The sequence below is a fragment of the Massilia sp. Masssp93 genome (assembly GCF_059491295.1).
Genome location: NZ_CP168502.1, coordinates 3,434,822 through 3,459,824 on the forward strand (window position 1 = coordinate 3,434,822; position 25,003 = coordinate 3,459,824).

The 25,003-nt window shown below is 66.3% G+C and carries 26 protein-coding genes; 4 read left to right on the plus strand and 22 right to left on the minus strand.

What is annotated here, in order from left to right:
* The 3 genes from ACEN9Q_RS13830 to guaB form a co-directional block, all read right to left on the minus strand.
* Complete coding sequence (locus ACEN9Q_RS13830) at positions 1–1,227, minus strand: efflux RND transporter periplasmic adaptor subunit (protein WP_495628866.1); 1,227 nt, start codon at positions 1,225–1,227, stop codon at positions 1–3.
* 559 nt (positions 1,228–1,786) lie between these two features.
* Positions 1,787–3,397 (minus strand): glutamine-hydrolyzing GMP synthase, encoded by a 1,611-nt coding sequence (gene guaA / locus ACEN9Q_RS13835; RefSeq protein ID WP_056435476.1) that lies wholly within the window; start codon positions 3,395–3,397, stop codon positions 1,787–1,789.
* A gap of 118 nt (positions 3,398–3,515) precedes the next feature.
* Positions 3,516–4,976: an IMP dehydrogenase gene (gene guaB, locus ACEN9Q_RS13840; RefSeq protein ID WP_056435479.1), complete on the minus strand. Its 1,461-nt coding sequence runs from the start codon at positions 4,974–4,976 to the stop codon at positions 3,516–3,518.
* A gap of 156 nt (positions 4,977–5,132) precedes the next feature.
* On the opposite strand from guaB, the gene ACEN9Q_RS13845 reads away from it, so the two are divergent.
* Positions 5,133–5,627, plus strand: a complete 495-nt coding sequence (locus tag ACEN9Q_RS13845) for a DUF4124 domain-containing protein (protein ID WP_495628867.1) — start codon at positions 5,133–5,135, stop codon at positions 5,625–5,627.
* 170 nt (positions 5,628–5,797) lie between these two features.
* Here ACEN9Q_RS13845 and ACEN9Q_RS13850 read toward each other — a convergent pair whose 3' ends face one another.
* Both ACEN9Q_RS13850 and ACEN9Q_RS13855 read right to left on the minus strand, forming a co-directional pair.
* Entirely contained in the window at positions 5,798–6,112 is a 315-nt protein-coding gene (locus ACEN9Q_RS13850) for an RnfH family protein (protein WP_056435485.1), read from the minus strand.
* Positions 6,105–6,536: a type II toxin-antitoxin system RatA family toxin gene (locus ACEN9Q_RS13855; RefSeq protein ID WP_056435490.1), complete on the minus strand. Its 432-nt coding sequence runs from the start codon at positions 6,534–6,536 to the stop codon at positions 6,105–6,107. Before ACEN9Q_RS13855 ends, ACEN9Q_RS13850 begins: the two co-directional genes overlap by 8 nt.
* 108 nt (positions 6,537–6,644) lie before the next feature.
* Between ACEN9Q_RS13855 and smpB the strand changes: the two genes are divergently transcribed.
* The gene (smpB, locus tag ACEN9Q_RS13860) at positions 6,645–7,094 is read left to right on the plus strand and encodes an SsrA-binding protein SmpB (RefSeq protein WP_056435493.1); all 450 of its coding nucleotides are present in this window, start codon (positions 6,645–6,647) and stop codon (positions 7,092–7,094) included.
* Between the two features lie 37 nt (positions 7,095–7,131).
* Here smpB and ACEN9Q_RS13865 read toward each other — a convergent pair whose 3' ends face one another.
* The 8 genes from ACEN9Q_RS13865 to ACEN9Q_RS13900 form a co-directional block, all read right to left on the minus strand.
* The gene (locus ACEN9Q_RS13865) at positions 7,132–7,620 is read right to left on the minus strand and encodes an SgcJ/EcaC family oxidoreductase (RefSeq protein ID WP_495628868.1); all 489 of its coding nucleotides are present in this window, start codon (positions 7,618–7,620) and stop codon (positions 7,132–7,134) included.
* Positions 7,621–7,703: 83 nt separating this feature from the next.
* Positions 7,704–8,900 carry a multidrug effflux MFS transporter gene (locus ACEN9Q_RS13870; protein ID WP_495628869.1) on the minus strand — a complete coding sequence of 399 codons (1,197 nt, stop codon included), beginning with the start codon at positions 8,898–8,900 and terminating at the stop codon, positions 7,704–7,706.
* Positions 8,901–9,084: 184 nt separating this feature from the next.
* Positions 9,085–9,771: a signal peptidase I gene (gene lepB, locus ACEN9Q_RS13875; protein ID WP_495628870.1), complete on the minus strand. Its 687-nt coding sequence runs from the start codon at positions 9,769–9,771 to the stop codon at positions 9,085–9,087.
* 137 nt (positions 9,772–9,908) lie between these two features.
* Positions 9,909–10,259 (minus strand): hypothetical protein, encoded by a 351-nt coding sequence (locus ACEN9Q_RS13880; RefSeq protein WP_495628871.1) that lies wholly within the window; start codon positions 10,257–10,259, stop codon positions 9,909–9,911.
* 99 nt (positions 10,260–10,358) lie between these two features.
* Positions 10,359–11,282 carry an SPFH domain-containing protein gene (locus ACEN9Q_RS13885; RefSeq protein WP_056435518.1) on the minus strand — a complete coding sequence of 308 codons (924 nt, stop codon included), beginning with the start codon at positions 11,280–11,282 and terminating at the stop codon, positions 10,359–10,361.
* A gap of 32 nt (positions 11,283–11,314) precedes the next feature.
* On the minus strand, positions 11,315–11,686 hold the full coding sequence (locus ACEN9Q_RS13890; protein WP_056435521.1) for a hypothetical protein: 372 nt from the start codon (positions 11,684–11,686) through the stop codon (positions 11,315–11,317).
* Entirely contained in the window at positions 11,683–12,105 is a 423-nt protein-coding gene (locus tag ACEN9Q_RS13895; RefSeq protein WP_056435524.1) for an NfeD family protein, read from the minus strand. Before ACEN9Q_RS13895 ends, ACEN9Q_RS13890 begins: the two co-directional genes overlap by 4 nt.
* A 124-nt stretch (positions 12,106–12,229) precedes the next feature.
* A complete protein-coding gene (locus ACEN9Q_RS13900; RefSeq protein ID WP_495628872.1) occupies positions 12,230–12,604 on the minus strand; it encodes a hypothetical protein in 375 nt (124 codons plus the stop codon).
* A 263-nt stretch (positions 12,605–12,867) separates the two neighbouring features.
* Here ACEN9Q_RS13900 and ACEN9Q_RS13905 point away from each other — a divergent pair, with 263 nt between their 5' ends.
* Entirely contained in the window at positions 12,868–13,818 is a 951-nt protein-coding gene (locus ACEN9Q_RS13905) for a tetratricopeptide repeat protein (protein ID WP_495628873.1), read from the plus strand.
* Positions 13,819–14,564: 746 nt separating this feature from the next.
* On the opposite strand, the gene ppsA is transcribed toward ACEN9Q_RS13905, so the two are convergent.
* On the minus strand, positions 14,565–16,919 hold the full coding sequence (gene ppsA / locus ACEN9Q_RS13910; protein WP_495628950.1) for a phosphoenolpyruvate synthase: 2,355 nt from the start codon (positions 16,917–16,919) through the stop codon (positions 14,565–14,567).
* A 378-nt stretch (positions 16,920–17,297) separates the two neighbouring features.
* Between ppsA and ppsR the strand changes: the two genes are divergently transcribed.
* Complete coding sequence (gene ppsR / locus ACEN9Q_RS13915) at positions 17,298–18,146, plus strand: posphoenolpyruvate synthetase regulatory kinase/phosphorylase PpsR (RefSeq protein WP_056435532.1); 849 nt, start codon at positions 17,298–17,300, stop codon at positions 18,144–18,146.
* 7 nt (positions 18,147–18,153) lie between these two features.
* Here the strand turns inward: ppsR and ACEN9Q_RS13920 are convergent, their stop codons facing one another.
* From ACEN9Q_RS13920 to ACEN9Q_RS13955, 8 genes are all read right to left on the minus strand, one after another.
* The gene (locus tag ACEN9Q_RS13920; protein ID WP_229412522.1) at positions 18,154–19,368 is read right to left on the minus strand and encodes an EAL domain-containing response regulator; all 1,215 of its coding nucleotides are present in this window, start codon (positions 19,366–19,368) and stop codon (positions 18,154–18,156) included.
* Between the two features lie 48 nt (positions 19,369–19,416).
* The gene (locus ACEN9Q_RS13925; protein ID WP_495628951.1) at positions 19,417–20,205 is read right to left on the minus strand and encodes a TrmH family RNA methyltransferase; all 789 of its coding nucleotides are present in this window, start codon (positions 20,203–20,205) and stop codon (positions 19,417–19,419) included.
* Positions 20,206–20,213: 8 nt separating this feature from the next.
* Positions 20,214–20,879, minus strand: a complete 666-nt coding sequence (rnhB, locus tag ACEN9Q_RS13930) for a ribonuclease HII (protein WP_495628874.1) — start codon at positions 20,877–20,879, stop codon at positions 20,214–20,216.
* Positions 20,876–22,048 carry a lipid-A-disaccharide synthase gene (lpxB, locus tag ACEN9Q_RS13935; protein ID WP_495628875.1) on the minus strand — a complete coding sequence of 391 codons (1,173 nt, stop codon included), beginning with the start codon at positions 22,046–22,048 and terminating at the stop codon, positions 20,876–20,878. The genes rnhB and lpxB overlap by 4 nt, the downstream gene beginning before the upstream one ends.
* Positions 22,032–22,820: an acyl-ACP--UDP-N-acetylglucosamine O-acyltransferase gene (gene lpxA / locus ACEN9Q_RS13940; protein ID WP_056435541.1), complete on the minus strand. Its 789-nt coding sequence runs from the start codon at positions 22,818–22,820 to the stop codon at positions 22,032–22,034. Before lpxA ends, lpxB begins: the two co-directional genes overlap by 17 nt.
* Positions 22,820–23,296 (minus strand): 3-hydroxyacyl-ACP dehydratase FabZ, encoded by a 477-nt coding sequence (gene fabZ, locus ACEN9Q_RS13945; RefSeq protein ID WP_495628876.1) that lies wholly within the window; start codon positions 23,294–23,296, stop codon positions 22,820–22,822. Before fabZ ends, lpxA begins: the two co-directional genes overlap by 1 nt.
* Before the next feature lie 11 nt (positions 23,297–23,307).
* Positions 23,308–24,366: a UDP-3-O-(3-hydroxymyristoyl)glucosamine N-acyltransferase gene (gene lpxD, locus ACEN9Q_RS13950; protein WP_495628877.1), complete on the minus strand. Its 1,059-nt coding sequence runs from the start codon at positions 24,364–24,366 to the stop codon at positions 23,308–23,310.
* A 77-nt stretch (positions 24,367–24,443) separates the two neighbouring features.
* Complete coding sequence (locus ACEN9Q_RS13955; RefSeq protein ID WP_082547679.1) at positions 24,444–24,971, minus strand: OmpH/Skp family outer membrane protein; 528 nt, start codon at positions 24,969–24,971, stop codon at positions 24,444–24,446.
* Between the last annotated feature and the right edge of the window lie 32 nt (positions 24,972–25,003).

The window sequence follows — 25,003 nt, forward strand, 5'->3', positions numbered from 1 at the left end:
TCAGGAGCCCGATGCCGTAGCGGACTTCGTGCCGGCATCCGCTGCGGCCGCCGCCGGAAACACGTCGGGCACGGGGCCGACCAGTACCTTGTCGCCTGCGGCCAAGCCGGACAGGATCTGCACCTGCTGCGCATTGCGCAATCCGACCTTCACCGTGCGGGCGCCGACGTGTTGGCCGGCGTCGAGCACATTGACCTTGTACTGGCCGTCCCCGTCCTGCGCACCGAGGCCGTTCGCCGGCAGCAGCAATGTATCGCGCGCCTGCGCGACGACGAACTGCACCTGCGCACTCATGCCGCTCATCAGTTCATGATCCGGATTCCTGACCTCGAACAGGACGGTATAAAAGGCCTGCTTGCCCTGCTCGCCCGTGCCGTCGGTCGGGATGGGAATAACTTGGCGCAGCTTTCCCGACCAGTGTCTTCCTGGATAGCCAGGGGTCGTGAAACTCGCTGCCATGCCGGGCCGCAAGCGCGTCACATCGTTTTCCGCAACGCGCGCGGCGACCGTCATGTCCGACAGGTCGGCAATCCGGAGCAGCGGTGCGGCGGGTTGCGCGGCAGCCAGCATTTGTCCCGTGCGAACCGCCATCGACACCACGGTGCCGGAAATCGGCGACCTTACCAGCGTTTTCTGACGCGCTTCCTCGTCGATTTTCAATGTTGCTTCGAGTTCGTGGATCTGCGCCGTGATCGCATCGACGCGCGCGGTTGCCGATGACGCGTTCATCCGCGCCGATTCGAAGGCCTCCTCGCGGGTCGCGTTTTGCGCTTTCAACTGGGTCTGGCGCTTGAACTGAAGCTGGGCGAATTCAAGTTGCGCGCGCTGGTCAGCCAGATCCGCCTGCAGTCGGGCCATCTGGGCACGATTGCTTTCGACTTTGGCGGGTTGTTGGATCGGCGTGATTTCGAGCAGGGGCTGGTCGGCCTGGACCGTGTCACCGACGGCGACCAACACCTCTTTCACCTGTCCGCCAATCTGGGCGTACGCGTCGGCCCATTTGTGGAGCTGAACCTTGCCGGCCGCGTCGACCGTTTGCTGGATGTCGCCGCGGCGCGCCGTGACGGTGTCGAGCTTGACGGGTGCGGGTGCGGATGCGGCTGTGGCCGCTGGCGGTGACGGTTTGGTTGCTTGCGCCAACACGGGACTGGCGCCGAGCACAGCAGCCAGGGAAAGCAGAGCCGCTGCCACGTCGCGGGAAGACACGCGCCGGGCGCGGCTGGCCAAGGGCGATGTTCTGTCTTGTTGATCAGCAGGCATGGGACCACATCAGAAAAATTCCGAGTATACACACATTCCGGGAGCCGCTGACCGCCTTGCAAAACTTATCCCGTCCTCTCGACGGCGATCGACAACGACTTCAGCACCATTCACGATACCATGCCGAGGTCATCGATCCTTGAGCCGGCAACCAGGGCCATTATCTCGCTGATCCCCACTGTTCCGGCCGTTGAGCCGTACGTTGGATCGCGGACGATCTGTTGCCGGCCAGGCGCACATAGCCGCCTCCACGAAAGCCGGGGCGGTTCACCGGTGATGTCTGATTAGGCTTTCAGCAAGAACACGTTCTCATCCATCTCGATGATTGCTAGCTCGATGCAACGACCCGGTCAACTCGACCGTCTCAACGTGTGAGGCGAATTTTAATTCATATGCTTAAAGCCGAGACGCCGTCCTTTGCGGACCATACTCAAAAGTGGAAATAAAAAGGCCGTTGATCATTTGGTTCAAAAGATCAACGGCCCGCTTATTTCCACCTAAAAATCAACTACTTACAAACATCCCTTCATTCCCACTCGATCGTCGCCGGCGGTTTGCCGGAAATGTCGTACACGACGCGATTAATCCCGCGCACTTCGTTGATGATGCGATTCGACACCTTCCCGAGCAGTTCGTGCGGCAGATGCGCCCACTGCGCCGTCATGAAGTCCAGCGTCTGCACGGCGCGCAGCGCCACGACGTATTCGTAGGTGCGGCCATCGCCCATCACGCCCACCGATTTCACCGGCAGGAACACGGCAAAGGCCTGCGACGTGGCTTCGTACCAGTTCACCGGTGCCTTGCCCGCGTCGATGCCCGGCACGCGTGGCGATTCGAACGGGGTGTTGCGCAGTTCTTCGATGAAGATCGCGTCGGCTTCGCGCAGCAGGTCGGCGAACTCGCGCTTCACTTCGCCAAGGATGCGCACGCCCAGGCCCGGGCCCGGGAACGGGTGGCGGTACACCATGTCGTGCGGCAGGCCCAGGGCGACGCCCAGCTTGCGCACTTCGTCCTTGAACAGTTCGCGCAGCGGTTCCAGCAACTTCAGGTTCAGCGTTTCCGGCAGGCCGCCTACGTTGTGGTGGCTCTTGATCGTCTGGCCTTTCTTGCCTTTGCCGGCCGATTCGATCACGTCCGGGTAGATCGTGCCCTGCGCCAGCCAGCGGGCCGCAGTCAGTTGCTTGGCCTGCTCCTGGAACACTTCGACGAATTCGCGGCCGATGATCTTGCGCTTCTGCTCCGGATCGTTGACGCCAGCCAGGTGGCCCATGAACTGGTCGGACGCGTCGATGCGCAGCACCTTCACGCCGAGGTTCTTCGAGAACATGTCCATGACCATCTTGCCCTCGTCCTTGCGCAGCAGGCCGTGGTCGACGAAAACGCAGGTCAGCTGGTCGCCGATGGCGCGATGGATCAGGGCTGCCGCGACACTGCTGTCGACGCCGCCGGACAGGCCGAGGATGACTTCATCGCTGCCAACCTGGGCGCGGATCTTTTCGACGGCTTCGCCGATGTAGTCCGGCATGTTCCAGTCGCTCTTGCAGCCGCAGATCTCGTGCACGAAGCGGCCGATGATGGCTTCGCCCTGCGTCGTGTGCGTCACTTCCGGGTGGAATTGCAGCGCGTAGAAACGGCGTTCCTCGTCGGCCATCGCGGCGACCGGGCAGGAATCGGTGCTGCCCATCAGCTTGAAGCCTGCCGGCATTTCCAGGACCTTGTCGCCGTGGCTCATCCAGACCTTCAGCATGCCGTGGCCTTCGCTGGTCACGAAGTCGTTGATGCCGTTCAGCAGTTGCGTGTGGCCGCGGGCGCGCACCTCGGCGTAGCCGAATTCGCGGACCTTTCCGTTCTCGACCTTGCCGCCCAGTTGCGCGGCCATCGTCTGCATGCCGTAGCAGATGCCCAGCACGGGCACGCCCAGTTCGAACACGGCTTGCGGGGCGCGCGGCGAATCGCCTTCGAGCGTCGAGTTGTGGCTGCCGGACAGGATCACGCCGGACGCGCCGTAGTTGCGCACGAAGTCGTCGCCGATGTCGTAGGGATAGACCTCGGAGAACACGCCGGCGTCGCGCACGCGGCGGGCGATCAGTTGGGTAACCTGGGAACCGAAGTCGAGGATGAGGATCTTGGAATGCATGTAATGGTGATGGTTGAATGGTGGGCACCGGGTGCCCACCCTACGTCAGATGGTATTCGTAGGGTGGGCATTTGAGGCCAGTGGCCTCAAATGAAACGTGCCCACCTTGGCCGATCGATTATTCCGTACGGTAGTTCGGCGCTTCTTTGGTGATCTGCACGTCGTGCACGTGCGATTCGCGCATGCCGGCCGACGTGATCTCGACGAACTCCGCCTTCTCGCGCAGTTCTTCGATCGTCGCGCAACCGCAGTAGCCCATCGACTGGCGCACGCCGCCGACCAGTTGGTAGATGATCGCCAGCACGCTGCCCTTGTAGGCGACGCGGCCTTCGATGCCTTCCGGGACGAACTTGTCGGCCTTGCTCGACGCTTCCTGGAAGTAGCGGTCGGCCGAGCCTTCGGCCATCGCGCCCAGCGAACCCATGCCGCGGTAGTCCTTGTAGCTGCGACCCTGGTAAAGGATCACTTCACCCGGCGCTTCCTCGGTGCCGGCGAACATGGAGCCCATCATGACGGTGTGCGCACCCGCGGCCAGCGCCTTCGAGATGTCGCCCGAGTAGCGGATGCCGCCGTCGGCGATGCAGGGCACGCCCGTGCCGGCCAGTGCTTCCACGACGTTCGAGATCGCGGTGATCTGCGGCACGCCCACGCCGGCCACGATACGCGTCGTGCAGATCGAGCCCGGGCCGATGCCGACTTTCACGGCATCCGCGCCGGCTTCCACCAGCGCGAGTGCGGCGGCGGCCGTCGCGATGTTGCCGCCGATGACGTCGACGTGCGGATACGTGTCCTTGATCCATTTAACGCGGTCGAGGATGCCTTGCGAGTGGCCGTGCGCCGTATCGACCACCAGCACGTCGACACCGGCTTTCACCAGCAGGTCCACGCGTTCCTTGTCCTTGTCGCCCACGCCGACCGCTGCGCCGACGATCAGCTTGCCCTGCGCGTCCTTCGACGCGTTCGGGTGCTCGTGCGACTTCAGGATGTCCTTGACGGTGATGAGGCCGCGCAGTTCGAAATCGTCGTCGACGACCAGCACGCGCTCCAGGCGGTACTTGTTCATCAGGCGCTTCGCTTCTTCCGTGCCGGCGTCTTCCTTGACGTACACGAGCTTGTCGCGCGGGGTCATCTTGGCGCGCGCCTCGGCGTCCAGGTCTTCTTCGAAGCGCAGGTCACGGTTGGTGATGATGCCGACCACCTGCTTGCCCTCCACCACCGGGAACCCGCTGATGCCGTGCTGCTGGGCCAGGGCCAGGACTTCGCGGATCTTCATCGTCGGCGGAATCGTGATCGGGTCGCGCAGCACGCCGGCTTCGAAACGCTTGACGCGCGCCACTTCACGCGCCTGGTCGGCCGGACGAAGGTTCTTGTGGATGATGCCGATACCGCCTTCCTGCGCCATCGCGATCGCGAGGCGGGCTTCGGTCACGGTGTCCATGGCGGCGGACAGCAGCGGAATGTTCAGCGAGATATTCCGGGTCAGCTTGGTGCGCAGGGACGTATTGGCCGGGAGGACGTTGGAGTAGGCCGGGACGAGCAGCACGTCATCGAACGTGAGTGCTTTCTGGAGAAGACGCATAGTTGATTTCCTATAGGCGCAAAAGCGAATTATACAGAAACTCCAGGAAAACGTCGCCGCCTTGCCTAAAAACGACCGGAACCGCGAGGAATCCGGCGATTGACAGCAGCCGCCAGCCGTGGCGAAATCAGGTGTATGACGTAAGGAAACAGACCGATGGATTCGAAACGCTTATTATTCCCGCTGCTGGCCGCGCTCACCGTGCAGGCGCCCGCGCATGCCCAGTACTCGTGGATCGACGACCACGGCACGCGCGTGTTCTCCGACCGCCCGCCGCCGCCCGGCACGCCGCCGTCGCGCATCCTCAAGGCGCCGCATCCGCCGGCCTCCGCCTCGTCGTATGCCCTGCCCGCGCCGGCAGCGCCGGCCGAGCCCGCGAAACCCACACCGCCCTCGCTGGCCGAGCGCGACGCCGACTTCCGCAAGCGCGCGGCGCAGCGCGACGCGGACGAACACAAGGCGGCCGAGGATGCACGGCGCAAGGCCGACCTGGCCGGGCAATGCGCGTCGGCGCGACGCGTGGAAGCGAATCTGAATTCGGGCAGGCGCCTGACGGACGTGGACGACCAGGGCGAACGCGTCGTCGTGACGGAAGAGGAAAAGGCGCGCCGGCTGGCGCAGGCCAGGCGCGTGCTGGCCGATTGCCGGTAGGGCGGGCATTCGAGGCCGGCGGCCTCGAATGAAACGTACCCGCGCGTAATGCCAACGCGCCGCACATGTCACTGTGCGCGCCGGTAACGCCAACACACTGCATACGTCACCATGCCCGCGAGTAACGCCAACACGCTGCACACGTCACGCGTGGGCACGGGGTGCCCACCCTACGCGACCGGCGCCGCCTGCCCGGACTGCTTCTTGGCCGCGCGCTTGCGCCGCGAATCCTTCGGATCGGCCACGAGCGGGCGATAGATCTCGACGCGGTCGCCGTCGCGCAGCACGGTGTCCAGCGACTTTTTCTTGGCGTAGATGCCGACCGGCTGCGTCACCAGGTTGATGTCGGGGAAGCTGGCGAGCACGCCGCTCCGCTCGATCGCCTGGCCGACGGTCGTGCCGGGCGCCACGCGCAGCGGACGGATGAATTCCTGCTGCGGCAGCGCATACATCACGGCGACCTGCAATTCCGCCGGCTCAGCCATAAATCACCTCGGCGCGCTTGCAGAACGAATCGACCATCGTGTTGGCGATCATGCCGAACACGGGCCCGACGAGTTGTTCGAGGATAATGCTCGAGAACTCGTACTGCATGTCGAAGTCGATCTTGCAGGCGTCGGCGCGCAGCGCCTTGAAACTCCACGTGGCCTCCAGCATCTTGAAGGGACCGTCGACGAGGTGCATCTTCATCTGGCCCGGACGCTGGTTGTGGTTGGACGTCGTGAAGCTCTGCTTAACGCCATGGAAATTGATCTGCAGGCAGGCCACCAGCTTGTCGTCGCCGCGTTCGAGCAATTTCACGCCGCTGCACCAGGGGAGGAATTTCGGATAGTCCTCGACTTTTGCGACCAGATCGAACATCTGTTCGGCGCTATACCCGAGGAAAACTGATTTGTGCACTACTGCCATTGGTCAACCGTTTGTTATGATGTTGGTTACGTTGCATTTTGCGCTCGCGGAATCCTTTCAAGAGCGCGACAACGGTAGTTTAACCGACGCGCGGAAATTAGCGATTTCATGAGTATTATTGACAATAAAAAAGCCTTTTTCGACTACTTCATCGAGGACCGCTACGAGGCCGGCCTCGTGCTGGAAGGGTGGGAAGTGAAGGCGATCCGCGACGGCCGCGTGCAGATCAAGGAAGCGTACGTCGTCGTGCGCAACGGCGAGCTGTACCTGTTCGGCGCCCACATCAGCGCGCTCACGACCGCCTCCGCCTGGAGCCATCCGGAAGCCCTGCGCACCCGCAAGCTGCTGCTGCACAAGGCGGAAATCGACAAGCTGGTCGGCAAGGTCGAACGTTCCGGCTACACCCTCGTCCCCCTCAACCTGCACTTCAAGGGCGGCCGCGTGAAATGCGAAGTCGGCCTCGCCAAGGGCAAGAAGCAGCACGACAAGCGCGATACCGAGCGCGACCGCGATGCCAAGCGCGAGGTCGACAAGGCGATGAAGCAGCATCGCCGTTGAGGCCGGCTTAGCGCGACTCAGTGCGGCTTAGTGCGGCTCAGTGCGGCGCAGTCTCCGGCATGGCTGACGAATGGTGGCTCGTGATGAGCCACTTGCCGCCGCCCGATGCGGGCTCCCAGCGATACGTGAAGGTGTAGCGGGCGTGCACGACCTGTCCCGTCGCGCCGAACGTGAATGTGTAGAGGCCGGCGTCCACCGCCGTGTCGCAGGCCGTGTCCACGAAGCGGAGGTCGATCTTGCCGGACGGCCGGCTTTGCAGGAAGTGCTCGAAATACGCTTCCTTGTCCGCCGGCGTCAGGCGCGGCCGGTTCGACACGGTGGGCAACAAGATCGACCGCTCGGCATAATTGGCGACGACCTGGTGCGGATCGCCCGTCTGCAGCGAGGCGTTCCAGCGGTCGAACAGGGCCGCGACATCCTGCTCGCTGGCGCGCCGGCACGCGCCCCCGGGCGCCTGCGTCGCGCAGCCCGCCAACGCGAGACCAAGCCCTGCCGCCAACGCCTTCCACGGTGCGAACGAACGCATTTGCGCCTCCTGTCGCCGGACGAACCGGCACGCGATGATCGTCAGACCACGCGCGCGCTGATCCGTTCCGTGCGCGGCGCCGGTCAGGCCGCGGCCACCCTGCCCCGCGCCATCGCATTGCCCAGCTGGCATGCGACGAAGCTGGCGACGAGGCCGACCGCCACGCCGCACGCGAGCTTGAACGCGCTGCCGAACAGTTGCGGCGCCACGAGGCCGGAGACGAGTGCGAACGACATCATCTGGATGAACGCCAGCATCGACGACGCGAGGCCGCGGTTGTCCGGGAACAGGCCGAGCGCGGCCACCTGGATCGCGGGCATGGCCACCGCGAGGCCGAACGTGTAGACCATCAGCGGCAGCACCGCCCACGGCACGTCGACCGCATCGTCGGCCAGCGCCGTGTAGCCCACGTTCAGCACGCAGGCCGCCGCCATCGTCACGAAGCCGATGGCGCGCATGCGCGCGGGCGCCACGCGCGTCGCACGCTTGCCGCCCCAGGCCGAGCCGATCACCATGCCGCTGATCAGGGGGATGAACATCCACGCGAACGCCGTTTCCGGCAGGTGCAGGATCTCCATCACGAAGTTGGCGGCGGAGCCGATGTACAGCGACAGGCCGCCGAACGCGAGGCCCACGGACAGCGACAGCAGCAGGAATTGCGGATGTCCCAGCACCTTGAGGTAGTTGCGGGCGATGGCCACGCCGTGGAACGCGTGGCGCTTTTCGACCGGCAGGCTTTCCGGCAGCAGGCGCCAGGTCGCCAGCAGCATGACGGCGCCGAACAGCGCGAGGAACACGAACGTCGCACGCCATCCGAACGTCACGTGGAGCCAGCCGCCCAGCACCGGCGCGATGGCGGGCGCGAGGCCGAACACCATCATGATGTGCGACATGATGCGCTGGGCGTCCGCGCCGGTGAACCGGTCCTGCACGATGGCCTGGCCGATGACGGAGCCGGCGCCGGCCGACATGCCCTGCAGCGCGCGGAACAGCAGCAGAGCGCCGAACGTCGGCGCCAGCGCGGCACCGGCCGACGCGAGGGTGTAGACCGTCAGCGCGACCATGATCACGGGACGGCGGCCGAAGGAATCGGACAGCGTCCCGTAGAACAGCATCATGAACGCGAACATGAACAGGAACACCGACAGCGTCTGCTGCACGGCGACGGGCCCGACGTCGAACGCACGCCCGATGGCGGGGATCGACGGCAGGTAGGTATCGATCGCGAGGGCGCCCACCATGCCGAGGCAGGCCAGGATGACGGTCAGGAGTCTTTGCATATGCATGCCTTGATCAAAACATCGGCACTGCACCATGCGAGCGTCCGAGGGACGAAATTGTAGCGGGAAACGCCAACGCCGTCTCGACGTCTCGACGCCCCGCCGCGCCGCCGCGCCCGGATGGCGGCGGCGCTCGAACACCGAGGGCACGCAGGCGCAGCCAGTGCCGCCTGCGCGCACGCGATCAGTCGGGGCGGTACAGCGACATGCCGAAGCGCTCGGTGCGCGGCATCCAGTTGCCCTGGTAGTCGGCGGAGACGAGCACGCGCTCGGCGCGGCCCACGAGCAGCTTGCGCGGCACCAGGCCGATCACGCGCGAGTCGGCGCTGTTGTCGCGGTTATCGCCCAGCATCAGGTATTCGCCCTGCGGCACGGTGACGGGGCCGAAGGTGCGCGGCGCCATCACGTCCGGCATGATCTGGATGTGGCGGCGCGGCTGCGCCGTCTTGCCGTCCCACGATTCGGCCAGCTGCAGCGCCCGCATCGCCGTGCCGCCGACCGAATCGAGCGACTGTTCGACGACCCGGTAGTCGGCGCCGCGGCCGTTGATGAACAGGCGCTCGTTGCGCATCTCGACGACGTCGCCCGGCAGCGCCACGACGCGCTTGATCAACAGGGTGCGGTCGCGCGGCGAGCGGAACGTGACGATGTCGCCGCGCCGCGGCTCGCCGAGGTGCGCCAGCACGACGTCCGTGAGCGGGACCTTCAGGTCGAACGCAAGGCGGTTCACGAGCACGACGTCGCCTTCGAGCAGGTTCGGATGCATCGACGCCGACGGGATCGGATTCCAGTCCGCCACCGCCGTGCGGAACATGCCGAACAGGACGAGAAACGCCAGGAAACCCTTGTTGTTGCGCACCCAGTTCTTCATTCAGGACTCCTCGCCTGTGGTCATTCTGGCGATGTTATACGCGGCTTCGCCGGGTGCAGGCTTAACAGAGAATTAAAGCGCGGACGATGCGCCGGGACGCGATCGTCGGGGTCGGCCGGCGGATAGGCGGGTTGTGGCTAGGCCAGCCCGATGTGGATGGCCATGCCGACCCACACGGCAAACGCCGCCGCCGCGAGGTAGGCGGCGTACGTCATCAACGCAGCCCCGCGCTCGCCGTCGCGCCGGCTGCGCACGAGGTAGTACGGGATCGTCCCCACCGCGAACGCCACCACGGCCACGCTGAGCCAGCGCGACCTCCGGTAGCCGCGCGCGTCGCTGTCGCCGCGGTACCACAAGAAGCACAGGTAGCTGACGACGACGCCCACCAGCGGATGCAGCTGGGCGGCGTCGTCGGCATGGCCGGCGTCCAGCAGGCCCGTACCGGCCATCAAGGCCATGATCCACAACACGACACGCTGGTGACTCATCGCGGCTCCCGTGCGCCGCGGGGAGACCCCCTCAGCGCGGTTTGACGTCGACGAACAGCTTAAGGAACCCGCTGAAATTGCCGTTGATCATCGTCACACTCAGGTCTTCTGCGACTTCACGATCGTGAGCGCCGAGGCGATCAGGCCGCTCATATCGCCCATGTCGGCCGGGACGATGATCGAATTGTTCGTCTTGGCCAGCTTGCCGAAGGCGTCGACGTAGTGCTCGGCCACGCGCAGGTTGACGGCGTCGATGCCGCCCGGCGCGCGGATCGCCTCGCCCACCTGGCGCAGCGCGCTGGCGCTGGCGTCGGCCAGCGCGATGATCGCCGCGGCCTCGCCCTGGGCGCGGTTGATGGCGGCCTGCTTCTCGCCTTCGGAACGGGCGATGGCGGCCTCGCGCTCGCCGCTCGCGATGTTGATGGCTTCCTGGCGCCGCCCTTCCGACGCGGCGATCAGCGCGCGCTTCTCGCGCTCGGCCGTGATCTGGCGCTGCATCGAATGCAGGATCTCGGCCGGCGGCGTGAGGTCCTTGATCTCGTAGCGCAGTACCTTGACGCCCCAGTTGGCGGCCGATTCGTCGATCGCGTTGACGACGGTCGTGTTGATGTGGTCGCGCTCCTCGAAGGTCTTGTCCAGCTCCATGCGGCCGACCACGGAACGCAGCGTCGTCTGAGCCAGCTGCGTGATGGCCTGGATATAGTTGGACGAGCCGTACGACGCGCGCATCGGGTCCGTCACCTGGAAGTACAGGATGCCGTCCACCTGCAGCTGCGTGTTGTCCTTCGTGATGCAGACCTGCGGCGGCACGTCGAGCGGGATCTCCTTCAGGCTGTGCTTGTAGGCGATGCGGTCGATGAACGGCACGACGATGTTCAGGCCCGGCGCCAGCGTGGCGTGGAATTTGCCGAGCCGTTCGACCACCCACGCGTGCTGCTGCGGCACGACGTTGATGGTCTTGAAGACGAACACCAGGGCGACGATGAAGATCACCAGCGCGAGGGTTCCAAACGAGAATTCCATGGTCATCCTTTGGTTGACGGTTGAGCGATGAATCAGATGGGGGACGGGCCGAGCCATTCGTAGGCAATGCCGCCGAGCGCCCCCGCGACGCCGAGCAGCACGCAGAACGCCGCCAGCCGCAGCAGGGCGCGGCCCTTCTGCCCGGCCGGACGGCTGCGCGCGATGTAGTACGGTACGGCGACGATCGCGAGCATGACGATGCCGACGTTGAGCCAGCGCGAGCGCCGGTAGCGGCGCGCCTCGCTGTCGATGCGATACCAGCAGAAGCTCAGGAAGCTGAACAGCAGCGTGGACAGGACGGTCCAGCCGTTGGACTGGATGTGCAGCGCCATGGCGCGCGCATCGACGACGCCGGCCACCAGCGTCACCGCGACCAGCAGGACGAGGACGTGCGCCGTCTTCATGGATTCGCCACCACGAGCCGGCTGCCCTGCACCTCGACGATGCGGAACTCGCCCGCATGGGGCGCGACGCCCTGCCCGAGCTCGACGTCCCACAGCGCGCCGCGGTACATCACGCGCGCGCGGCCGTTGTCCCAGGCCGGGACGGTGACGCGCTGGCCGATGTCCAGGTTGACGTTGCGGTCGCGCCGGGCGTCCGTCTTCGCGGGGTGGCCGAAACGCGAACGATGCAGCAGCCCCGTCGCCAGCACGCCCACGACGGCGGCGCCGATCGCCTGCACGGGCGCCGCCGCGCCGGCCAGCGCGACGACGCCGCCCACCGCGAGGCCGCTGGCGATCATCAACAGGTAAAAGGTCCCGGTGAACAGCTCCAGGATCACGAGCACGCCGGCTGCCACCAGCCAGCCCATCCAGTCAGCCATGGTTTCCTCCATGTCGGAGCGAACAAACGAAAAACCCCCGCCGCCCGCTCCGGGTGACGAGGGTTGCATGGGCGATATCGCCAGTCTACTGCGTCTGCGCGCGGAGTCAACGGGCAGGCGCCGGTCAGATGCCGTCGCGCTGGCCGGACGCCGGCTTCACCACGGACGAAGCGCCCGGCGCGGCGCAGGCGCGGGTGCAGCGCAGGTAAGTCTCGTCGCACGCGCCGGCATGGCCGATCCTGCGCGCTTGCGTCCCCGCATTGTCGATCGCGCGCGACGATTCGGTAGGCACCTGCAGTTGCGCGGCGCGCGCCAGCGGGTTTTTCTCCGGCATCTCGAGCGGCGGCGAACCGTCGTCCGCGGCCAACTCGTGGGCATTCGCCCGGCATTCGCGCTTGTCGGCGTCGCACAGGGATTTGCACAGGCTGGGCTCGGCGGCCTGGCAGGCGCCCGCCCACATCGCGGTTGCCATGATCGACAACAAGGCCAAGCGTTTCATCAACGGTCTCCGTCAAAACAAGTTTGCCAAAGTGTAACGTTTTTGCGCCCCACGTCAACTATTTGTTGCTCTTGGCTCAACGACTTCCATGGCAGAGATATTTGCAGAACGTAACTGTTGTTGTACGGGCATTAAGTATTCCCGTTATCCGGCGCCGCCCCGATATTGACCCAGATCGGATCGCGATCTGGCCACCGGGGAAAATCAATTTCCAAGTGGAAATGAAATCGATAATGCGCTGTATTGCCCACCTGGAGAATGCCATGTTCCGACGCCTTGTTGCCGCTTTCCATCCCCGCAAACCCGCGCTGCCGGCCCCCGCCACGCACGACGCCATCACGGCCTACGACGAACACGGCCGCCAGGTGATGATGCCGCGGGCGGAATGGCGCGACAAGGTGCTGCACCCGCGACTCAGGCAGCACTGGAACAGCCCGGACGCGTTGTACGCCACGATCATGTCGGCCCTGTCGGACGGCTTCGCGCCCGAGTTGATGACGGCGGCGGCCCGCCTCGTCGAGATCGACGGCCTGCCGGAGCGCAGCCACGTCGCGCACGGCATCGTCCTGCTGGAAAGCGGACGGCTGGACGACGCCGAAGCCGCGCTGCGGGCCGGCATCCGGGCCGTCGGCGAAACGGCCGCGCTGCTGACCAATCTGGCGAAGGTGACGCATGACCGGGGCATTGCTGCGGCGACGTCCGACCTGCTGGGGCGCGCGGTCCGGCTCGATCCGAACTTCGACCACGCGTTGAACGGCTGGCTCGCCTTCGAGCGCGAGCGCGCGGGCGAGGCGGGCTTCCTGGCGGCCCTGCGGGATGCGTGCGGCTTGCCGGGCAGCTGGCGCGCGCAGCTCCTGCTGGCCCGGCACCACCTGGCGGCGGGCGACCTGCCGGCGGCGCGCGAACAGTACACGGCCGTGCTGGCCGCGGCCGAGGTGGACGGCGGCGCCCTGATGACGATGGCCGCCGACCTGGCCCGGCACGGCCACACGGGCCTGATCGTCACGCTCGTGGGGCCCGTCTACGAACCGGCCAAGCACGGTCCGCAGGCCGGCTTCAACCTGCTGCGCGCCTGCCTGGAGACGGAGCGCGTGGCCGAGGGCGAAGCGCTGCTCGCGCGCCTGCGCCCGCTCGCGCCGGCACCGTTCACGCGCCACCTCGACGAGTTCCAGCGGGCGTTCCGGCAACTGCACGGGACCGTGGCGCCCGTGTGATGCCGACTACGGTCCTGCCTCGGGTGCCAGGGTCGAGCTGACTGACTTCGTTCGCCAGCAGCGAGACCGTCGCCGCTGCGAAGGCAGGGGCCCAAGGCCGATGCGTCCCGCAGCATGCACGGTCCTGCCCCGGGCGCCAGGGTCGAGCTGACTGACTTCGTTCGCCAGCAGCGAGACCGTCGCCCCTGCGAAGGCAGGGGCCCAAGGCCGATGCGTCCCGCAGCATGCACGGTCCTGCCTCGGGTGCCAGGGTTGAGCTGACTGACTTCGTTCGCCAGCAGCGAGACCGTCGCCCCTGCGAAGGCAGGGGCCCAAGGCCGAGGCGTCCCGCAGCATGCACGGTCCTGCCCCGGGCGCCAGGGTCGAGCTGACCGACTTCGTTCGCCAGCAGCGAGACCGTCGCCCCTGCGAAGGCAGGGGCCCAAGGCCGATGCGTCCCGCAGCATGCACGGTCCTGCCTCGGGCGCCAGGGTCGAGCTGACTGACTTCGTTCGCCAGCAGCGAGACCGTCGCCCCTGCGAAGGCAGGGGCCCAAGGCCGATGCGTCCCGCAGCATGCACGGTCCTGCCCCGGGCGCCAGGGTCGAGCTGACTGACTTCGTTCGCCAGCAGCGAGACCGTCGCCCCTGCGAAGGCAGGGGCCCAAGGCCGAGGCGTCCCGGAGCATGCGAACGTATCGCGCGCGCATAAAAAAACCGCTGCGGGGCCATCGACCCCGCAGCGGTTTTTCATCGGGCGTTCAGCCGCTTACAGCGCCGCCAGCTTCTGCCACGTATCGATCACCGAGTCCGGATTCAGCGACATCGACTCGATGCCCTGCTCCACCAGCCACACGGCGAAGTCCGGATTGTCGGACGGCCCCTGGCCGCAGATGCCGATGTACTTGCCCTGCGCGCGGCAGGCCTTGATCGCCAGCGACAGCATCGCCTTCACGGCCGGGTCGCGCTCGTCGAAGTCCTTGGCCAGCAGCTCCATGCCGGAGTCGCGATCCAGGCCCAGCGTGAGCTGCGTGAGGTCGTTCGAACCGATCGAGAAGCCGTCGAAGTACTGCAGGAACTGCTCGGCCAGGATGGCGTTCGACGGGACCTCGCACATCATGATGACGCGCAGGCCGTTCTCGCCGCGCTTCAGGCCATACTTGCCCAGCAGCGCGATGACCTTCTCGGCCTGGCCCAGGGTGCGCACGAACGGGATCATGATCTCGACGTTCGTGAGGCCCATCTCTTCGCGCACGCGCTTCATGGCCATGCATTCCATCTCGAACGACTCGGCGAAGTCGTCGGCCAGGTAGCGCGCGGCGCCGCGGAAGCCCAGCATCGGGTTTTCCTCGTCCGGCTCGTAGCGCGAACCGCCGATCAGCTTCTTGTACTCGTTCGACTTGAAGTCGGACAGGCGCACGATGACCGGCTTCGGCCAGAACGCGGCGGCGATCGTCGCCACGCCTTCGGCCAGCTTGTCGACGTAGAACGCGCGCGGCGACGCGTGGCCGCGTGCGACCGATTCCACGGCCTTTTTCAGGTCGTTGTCGATGTTCGGGTACTCGAGGATCGCCTTCGGGTGCACGCCGATGTTGTTGTTGATGATGAACTCCAGGCGGGCCAGGCCCACGCCGTTGTTCGGGATCGCCTGGAAGTCGAACGCCAGTTGCGGGTTACCGACGTTCATCATGATCTTGGTCGGGATCTTCGGCAGCTCGCCGCGCACGGATTCCGTCACTTCCGTTTCCAGCAGGCCGTCGTAGATGCGGCCTTCGTCGCCTTCGGCGCAGGAGACCGTGACGAACGTGCCGTCCTTCAGGGTTTCGGTCGCGTCGCCGCAGCCGACGACCGCGGGCACGCCCAGTTCACGGGCGATGATCGCCGCGTGGCAGGTGCGGCCGCCGCGGTTCGTCACGATGGCGGAGGCGCGCTTCATGACCGGTTCCCAGTTCGGGTCCGTCATGTCGGCAACGAGGACGTCGCCCGGCTGCACGCGCTCCATTTCCGACGGATCGTGGATCACGCGGACCGGGCCGGCGCCGATCTTCTGGCCGATCGCTCGGCCCGACGTCAGCACGGTGCCCGTGCCCTTCAGCTTGAAGCGCTGCTGGGAGTCGGTCGCCTTCTGCTGCGACTTCACGGTTTCCGGGCGCGCCTGCAGGATGTACAGCTTGCCGTCGCGGCCGTCCTTGCCCCACTCGATGTCCATCGGACGGCCGTAGTGCTTCTCGATGATGACGGCGTACTTGGCCAGCTCGACGACTTCCTCGTCCAGCAGCGAGTAGCGGTTGCGCATTTCGATCGGCACGTCGACGGTCTGCACCGAGCGGCCCGCCTTGGCCTCGGCCGTGAATTCCATCTTGATCAGCTTCGAGCCGATGTTCTTGCGGATGACGGGCTTCTTGCCCTGCTCCAGCATCGGCTTGTGCACGTAGAACTCGTCCGGGTTCACGGCGCCCTGCACGACGGTCTCGCCCAGGCCGTAGCTCGACGTGACGAACACGACGTCCTTGAAGCCGGATTCCGTGTCGATGGTGAACATGACGCCGGCCGCGCCGGTGTCGGAACGGACCATGCGCTGCACGCCGGCCGACAGGGCCACTTCGGCGTGCGTGAAGCCCTTGTGCACGCGATAGGAGATGGCGCGGTCGTTGTACAGCGACGCGAACACGTGCTTCATCGCTTCCAGTACGTTGTCGATGCCGACCACGTTCAGGAACGTCTCCTGCTGGCCCGCGAACGAGGCGTCCGGCAGGTCTTCCGCCGTGGCGGACGAGCGCACGGCGAACGACACTTCGGTGCCGGAGTCGGCGACGAGGCGGTCGTAGAAGGCCTCGATTTCCTGCTGCAGGCGCGGCTGGAACGGGGTGTCGACGATCCACTGGCGGATCTCGGCACCGGCGGCGGCCAGCGAACGGACGTCGTCGATGTCCAGGCCTTCCAGGCGGGTCGCGATGCGGTCGCCCAGCGATGGGCCGCCGTCGATGCCGTGGTTCAGGAAGTCGCGGAAGGCTTGCGCCGTCGTGGCGAAGCCGCCCGGCACGCGCACGCCGGCTTCGGCCAGCTGGCTGATCATCTCGCCCAGGGACGCGTTCTTGCCGCCGACCGACTCGACGTCGGTCATGCGCAGGTTCTCGAACGACGCGACGTACACACTTTCCGCGGACGCTGTTGGGTCGGGCGCCTTCAGTACTGCATTCGACAGGTTAGTCATGGTAAAACACCTTTGTGATGATGGAAATCTGCACGGCGGATCGGCCGACGGCCGGATGACGGACGAGCCTGGCGAGGCAGCGGCGGCGGGCCGGGCACTGCGCATGAAACACACGCGTGCTCCTGGCCGGCTTCGCGCGGCAGGCTGGTCGGTTTCCGGGGGATTTCTTGTTATTCTTGGCGTCGTACAGCACAATCTCACAACCCGTTGCCCAACATTTTACCCCGTGCGACTGGGTTTCACAGCCCTGGGGCTGCAACTTTGTCATTATCTGTCCAAAAAAACATCATGTCCCTCCCGAGCACTCCAGCGAGTCCAGACGCCGCGCGCACCGTCTTCTTCGTGTCCGACGGCACCGGCATCACGGCGGAAACTTTCGGCCACGCGGTGCTGAGCCAGTTCGAAATGCGCTTCCGGCAGATCCGCCTGCCGTTCATCGATACGATCGAAAAAGCCTACGAGGCCGCGCGCCGCATCAACGACGTCGCCATCGCCGACAACCAGCGTCCGATCGTGTTCTCCACCCTCGTCAAGCACGACCTGTCCGCGGTGATCCGCGCCGCGCAGGGCATGCACATGGACCTGTTCCAGACCTTCGTCGCCCCGCTCGAGCAGGAATTGCGGGTGAAGTCGACGCACACGATCGGCCGCATCCACAACGTCGTCGATACCGAGGAGTACAAGAACCGCATCGAGGCCATCAACTTCTCGCTGGCGCACGACGACGGCCAGTCGCACAAGAACCTGGCGGACGCGGACGTGATCCTCGTGGGCGTGTCGCGCTCGGGCAAGACGCCCACGAGCCTGTACCTCGCCATGCAATACGGGATCAAGGCGGCGAACTACCCGCTGATCCCGGACGATTTCGAACGCAACAAGCTGCCGTCGGCGCTGCCGCCGTTCAAGCACAAGATCTTCGGCCTGACCATCACGCCGGAGCGGCTGTCCGAGATCCGCAACGAGCGGCGCGCGGGGAGCAAGTATGCGTCGCTGGAGAATTGCCGCTACGAGGTGAACGAGGCCGAGCAGCTGATGCGGCGCGAAGGAATCCGGTGGTTGTCGTCGACGACCAAGTCGATCGAGGAGATTTCGACGACGATCCTCCAGGAGATCAAGCCGGACCGGCGCGAGTATTGACCCATCCTCAAAAGAAATGCCGCCAGTCTTCCAGCCACCCCGGAAACTCGTCCGCCGCCATCGGATTGGCGATGTGGTAGCCCTGCGCATACGTGCACCCGAGGCCCTGCAGGAAATCCCAGTCCTGCCGGGTCTCCACCCCCACCGCGACTGACATGCGGTCCAGGCTGTGCGCGAGTCCCAGGCAGGATTTCAGCACGGTGCCCAGCGGGCGTTTCTTCGACGCGCCATCCACGAACGAGCGGTCGATCTTGAGTTCGGAGAACGGGATGCGGGCCAGGATCTGCAGGTTCGAGCGCCCCGTGCCGTAGTCGTCGATCGCGAGGCCGAAGCCCATCATGCGCAGGCGCACGAGGCGTTCGATGAAGTCGGCGTCGAAGCTGAGGATCGCCGATTCCGTCATCTCGAACGTCAGGTAGTCGGGCAGCACGCCGTGGCGCTTCATCGTCGACGCCACCTGGCGGATGAAGTTCGGATGCGCCAGCGTCTCGGGCGCCAGGTTCAGCGAGATCGAGATCGGGATGCCCTGGTCGTGGTAGCGGCGGCAGCGCTCCACCGACATCTCCAGCATCGTCCAGTCGAGGAAGTCGATGCGGTTGTTCTGCTCCAGCGCGCCGATGAAGGACGACGGTCCGAGCATGCCGTGCTCGGGATGGCGCCAGCGGGCGAAGGTCTCGAGGCCTTTCACCTGGCCCGTCGCGAGCTCGATCTTGGGCTGGAAGAAGGGTTCGAACTGGCGCTTCTGCAGGCCGACGCCCACCTCGGCGAACGAAAAGCTCGGCCCCGGCGTGGCGGCGCGCGCGGGCTTCGGCGGCTGGTAATTGTCCAGCAGGGCGCGCAGCTTGGTGCTCGTGACGGGCTTGGCGATCGTCCCGAGCAGGTCCACGCCGTGCGCCTGCGCGAGGCTCTCGACGGAAAACAGCACGCTGGACGGCTGGGCGCCGACGACGATCAGGCGCACGCTCGACTTCAGCGCCGCGATGGCGCGCAGCAGTTCCAGGCCGTCCATGCCGCCCAGGTCGAGGTCGATGACGGCGACGTCCACCCTGGGCGTGAAGCTGGCTTGCAGCGTGCGCAGGGCCATCGGGCCGTCCGGCACGTCGGTGACGCGCGTGGCGCCCACCTGCGCCAGCGCCTCGATCAGCGCGCGGCGCTGCACCGGGTCCGCTTCCGCCACCAGAAAGTGCAAAGACTGCAACTGCGATTGCCCCATGTCCATCATGACTCCGTCGTTACCTGCACGAAGCGTAACCGAACGGGCTTGTCGCGTCTATGCCTGGCGCTCTCGCTGTTGCTGGCGCAGCTGTTCGAAAAAGCACACGGCCGCGCAGGCGGCCACGTTCAGCGATTCCACCGCGCCCGCGTGCGGGATGGCGACGCGGTGCGTGGCCAGCTCCAGCAGCGCGGCCGACACGCCCTGCCCCTCGTGGCCCAGCAGCCAGGCGGCCGGGCGGGACAGGTCGACGTCGTAGATCCGTTCGCTCGCATAGCCGCTCGTCGCCAGCACGGGCACGCGCGCCGCGCGCACGAGTGCCGCCAGGTCGACGTTCTCGAAGATCTCCAGCACGAAATGGGCGCCCATCGCGGCGCGCAGCACCTTGGGCGACCACATCGACGCCGTGCCGGGGCTGCAATACACCTGCCGGATGCCGGCCGCGCCGGCGCTGCGCAGGATCGAGCCGGCATTGCCCGGGTCCTGCACGCCGTCCAGCAGCACGGCCGATCCGGCCAGTGCGGCGGGCCGCGCGGGCCGCGGCGTGTCGACCAGGAACAGCAGGTGGATGCCGTGTTCGACCTGGCTCAGCGCCCCGAACAGCGCATCCGGCAGCGCCGTGGCGGGCCCCTGCACGCGGTCGACGATGGCGGCCACTTCCGGGTTCGCCAGCGCGCCTTCGGACACGACGCAATGCACCGGCTGCCCCACGAGGTCGAGGTAGGCCTGGCACAGGTGGACGCCGTCCAGCAGCGAGCGCCCCGCCTTGCGCAGCGCCTGGCTGCTGCCCGCGAGGTGCTTGAGCTCCTTGTAGAACGGGTTGTCGCGCGACGTGACGCTCTTGATCGCGCTCGTCATGCGGGCTCCCCGAACAGGTCCGGCTCGATCAGCGCGCGCACGGGCGCGAAGCTGCGCCGGTGCACGGGGCTCGGACCGTGCTCGCGCAGGCGCGCGAGGTGCAGCGCCGTCGAATAGCCCTTGTGCTGGTCGAAGGCGTATTGCGGATACGTTGCGTGCAGCGCGACCAGGGCGGCGTCGCGCGCCGTCTTGGCAAGGATCGACGCGGCCGAAATCGCATGCACCTTGTCGTCGCCCTCCACCACGGCATGCGCGCGGATGTGCGGCGCGAACTGCGGGCAGCGGTTGCCGTCGATGAGCGCGATGGTCGGCACGGTCGCGAGCAGCTCGACCGCGCGGCGCATCGCCAGCATCGTCGCCTGCAGGATGTTCAGCGTGTCGATTTCCGTGTGCGAGCACTCGGCGATGGCCCAGGCCAGCGCATGTTCCTTGATGAGCGGGGCCAGCTCGTCGCGCCGCGCTTCCGTCAGTTTTTTCGAGTCGCGCAGGCCCTCGATCGGGCGCGCCGGATCGAGGATCACGGCCGCCGCGTACACCGGACCGGCCAGCGGGCCGCGCCCGGCCTCGTCCACGCCGCAGACGATGTCGTCCAGCGTGAACGGCCGGTTCTTCGGCGGCAGGCCGGGGTAGAAATCGACCGCCTTTTTTCTCGTGTTTCTCATGCTTTGCCTATCACCTGCAGCACGGCGCGGGCGCTTTCGCGCGCGCTGTCGCGCAGCAGGCTGTGATGCATTTCGGTGAAGCGCTCGCGCAGCCGCACCCGGTTGTTCTCGTCCGTCAGCTGGAACCAGACGGCATCCGCCAGCGCCTCGGGCGTCGCCGCGTGCTGCAGGAATTCCGGCACGACGGACTCGCGCGCCAGGATGTTCGGCAGCCCGATCCACGGCAGGTAGCCCATGTTCCGGATGAGCAGCCACTCGGCCTGCAAGACCTTGTACGCGATCACCATCGGCTTCTTGAACAGCGCCACTTCCAGGGTGGCCGTGCCGGATGCCGCCAGCACGGCGTCGGCCGCCGCGATGCACGCGTGCGACTCGCCGTCGACGAGCTGCAGCGGCACGTCCTGCAGACCGGCTTTCGCCATCAGCTCCATAAAATACGCCTTCTGGCGTTCTCCCGCCATCGGCGCGATGAAGCGGACGGACGGGTCGCGCGCGGCCAGCAGTTTCACCGTGCGGACGTACGGCTCCGTCAGGTATTTGATTTCCGACATCCGGCTGCCCGGCATGACGGTGACGACCCGCGCATCCTCCGGCAGCCCGAGGGTGCGCCGCGCGGCACGCACGTCCGGCACGAGCGGGATCGTCTCCGCCAGCGGATGGCCGATGTACGTGACGGGCACGCCGGCCTTTTGGTAAATCTCTTCCTCGAACGGGAAGATCACGAGCATGTGCGACACGGCGCGCTGGATCTTCTTGATGCGGCCGCCCCGCCACGCCCAGATCTGCGGGCCGACGAAGTGCACGGTCGGGATGCCGGCCGCGCGCAGCTGCTCTTCCAGGCCGAGGTTGAAGCCGGGGTAGTCGGCGCCGATGAACGCGGCCGGCTGCTGCGCCAGCAGGCGGTCGCGCAGGCGGTTCTGGATGCCCTTCAGTTCGCGGTAGCGCAGCAGCACGGGCAGCAGGCCGCGCACGGTGAGCGTGTCCATCGGCACGTCGGAAGCCAGGCCCTGCTCCAGCATGCGCGGACCGCCGATGCCGGAAAAGGCGACGCCCGGCAGGTGCGGCTTGAGGCCCGCCATCAGGCGCGCCGCCAGCAGGTCGCCCGACAGTTCGCCGGCCACGAGGGCGAGCGACACCGGGGCCGCCGTCGGATCAGCGGACGATGCCACGGCTCGTGGTGTCGAGGAAGTCGCGCATCGCGCGGATGTGCGGCGCCGCGTCGCCGGCGGCGCTTTCCTCTTCCGCCAGCTTGGCCTTGGCTTCTTCCAGCGTGAGGCCGGAGCGGTAGATGTGCTTGTACGCGGCGCGGATCGCGTTGATCTGCTCGCGCGTGAAGCCGCGGCGCTTGAGGCCCTCGATGTTCACGCCATGCGCCTCGGCCGGGTTGCCGGAGACGAGCACGAACGGCGGTACGTCCTGCGTGAGGCTCGTGTACATGCCGATGAAGGCGTGCGCGCCGATCTTGCAGAACTGGTGCACGCCGCAGTAGCCGGACAGGATCGCCCAGTCGCCCACGTGCACGTGGCCCGCGAGCTGCGCGTTGTTCGAGAAGATCGTGTTGCTGCCGACCTGGCAGTCGTGCGCCAGGTGCGTGTATGCCGACATCCAGTTGTCGCTGCCCAGGCGCGTCACGCCCGCGTCCTGCGCCGTGCCGAGGTTGAACGTGCAGAATTCGCGGATCGTGTTGCGGTCGCCGATTTCCAGGCGGGTCGGCTCGCCGGCCCACTTCTTGTCCTGCGGCGCGGCGCCCAGCGACGCGAACTGGAAGATGCGGTTGTCGCGGCCGATCGTCGTATGGCCCTCGATGACCACGTGCGGCCCCACCACGGTGCCGGCGCCGATACGCACATCGGGACCGATGATCGAATACGGGCCGACTTCGACGGTGGAGTCCAGCTCCGCCTTCGGGTCGACGATCGCGCTCGGGTGGACCTTGCTCATCACTCCCCCGCGCGCGGTTGCGTCGATTCGTTTGCCCTGATGGTGCACATCAGTTCCGCCTCGACGGCGACCTTGCCGTCGACGCTGGCGACAGCCTTGTACTTCCAGATGCCGCGCGACGTGCGCAGGATCTCGACGTCCATCTTGAGCTGGTCGCCCGGCTCGACGGGGCGCTTGAAGCGCGCGTTGTCGATGCCGACGAAGTACACGACCGAGTTCTCGTCCGGCTTGACGTTCATGGTCATGAACGACAGGATCGCGGCCGTCTGCGCCAACGCCTCGATCATCAGGACGCCCGGCATCACCGGCTTGTGCGGGAAGTGGCCGTTGAAGAATTCCTCGTTGACGGTCACGTTCTTGATGGCGGTGATGGTCTTGCCGATTTCGTAGTCGACCACGCGGTCCACCAGCAGCAGCGGATAGCGGTGCGGCAGGTATTCCTTGATCTCGTTGATCCCCAGGGTTTTATTCGTCATGGCTTCGGTCGTCATTTTTGTTCTGTAGGTCCGGTCAGTTGTTTGATCTGTTTTTCCAGGTTGCGCATCTTCTCGCGCAGCGCGGACAGGTTGCGCACGATGGCGGCGCTCTTTTCCCATTCGGCGTTCTTGGCCAGCGGATAAAAGCCCGTGTACTGCCCCGGCTCCAGCACGGAGCGCGACACCATGCTGCCGGAGGAGATATGGACGTTGTCCGCGATTTCCAGGTGCCCCAGCACCATGGCCGCGCCGCCGAACGTGCAATTCTTGCCGATCTTCGCGCTGCCGGCTACCCCCACGCAGCCGGCCATCGCCGTGTTCGCGCCGATGTGGCAGTTGTGGCCGATCTGGATCTGGTTGTCGAGCTTCACGCCGTCCTCGATCACGGTGTCGGCCAGCGCGCCGCGGTCGATGGTCGTGTTGGCGCCGACGTCGACGTCGTCGCCCAGCAGCACGCGGCCCGTCTGCGGGATCTTGATGTACACGCCGTTCTCGCGCGCGAAGCCGAATCCGTCGGTGCCGATCACGGCGCCCGAGTGCAGGATGCCGCGCTTGCCGACCTTGCAGCGCGCGTGGAACGTGACGTTCGCGAACAGGTGCGTCTCTTCCCCGATCTCGGCGTCGCGGCCGACGAAGCAGCCGGCGTCGACGCGGACGCCCCCTGCAATCACGGCGCCCGCTTCCACCGTCACGTTCGGGCCGATGTGCGCGGACGGGTCGATGCGCGCCGTCTCGTGCACGACGGCGCTGGGATGGATGCCGGCCGGCGGGACGATCTCGTCCAGCGCCACGAAATACTGGGCGGCGCGGGCGAAGTAGGCGTACGGGTTGGTGGTGATGATGCGTGCGCCGGCATACGTCGTGGCGACGGTGGCGTCGTCGAGCGGCGAGACGATGAGCGCCGCGGCGCCGCTCTGTGCGGCCAGCGCGCGCAATTTGCTGTTGCTGAGAAAGCTGATGTGCGAAGCGTCGGCGCTGTCGAGCGGTGCGATGCCCTGAACCTCGAGGTTCGGGTCACCCACCAGCTGCCCACCGAAGCGTTCGACCAAATCACCCAGTCGAGTGCCCATCGTGGTCGTTCCGTAAAAGAATTGAAAACTGCCGGCCGCTCATCAAGCCGGCCGGCATCCAGCAAGCCGTTGGCGGCTTACTTGTCGAGCAGTTTGAGGATGCGATCGGTGATGTCGATGCGCGGACTGGTCCAGATGGCTTCCTGCAGCACGACGTCGAGATGGTCCTGCTCGGCCACCTGTTCGATCAGTTTATAGGCTTTCTGCGCGATGGCGGCGCGCTCCTCGTTCTTGCGCTGGAACAGGTCCTCGTTGTACTCGCGCTGCATGCGCTGCACGTCCTTTTCCATGTCGAGCAGCTCGCGCGTGCGCTTGGTGCGGTCGACGTCGGACAGTTTCGGCGCTTCCTCGTCGAACTTCTCGCGGCTCTGCTTGTAGCGCGCCAGCATGTCGTCGACCTGTTTCTGGCGCTTGGAGAATTCCGCCTGCAGCTTCGCGTCCGCCGCCTTGGCCAGCTTGGACTCGGTCATCAGGCGTTCCGTGTAGACGAAGCCGATGCGGCTCGGCACCGCGGTCTGCGCGGACGCCTGCGCCATCGCACCGGCGCAGAGCAGCGCCAGCACCAGGCTACGCGGCAGCGAGGCTAACGATTTTTTCAACATCATTCTTCGCAATCCTTGTCTCGGCGATGGGCCGT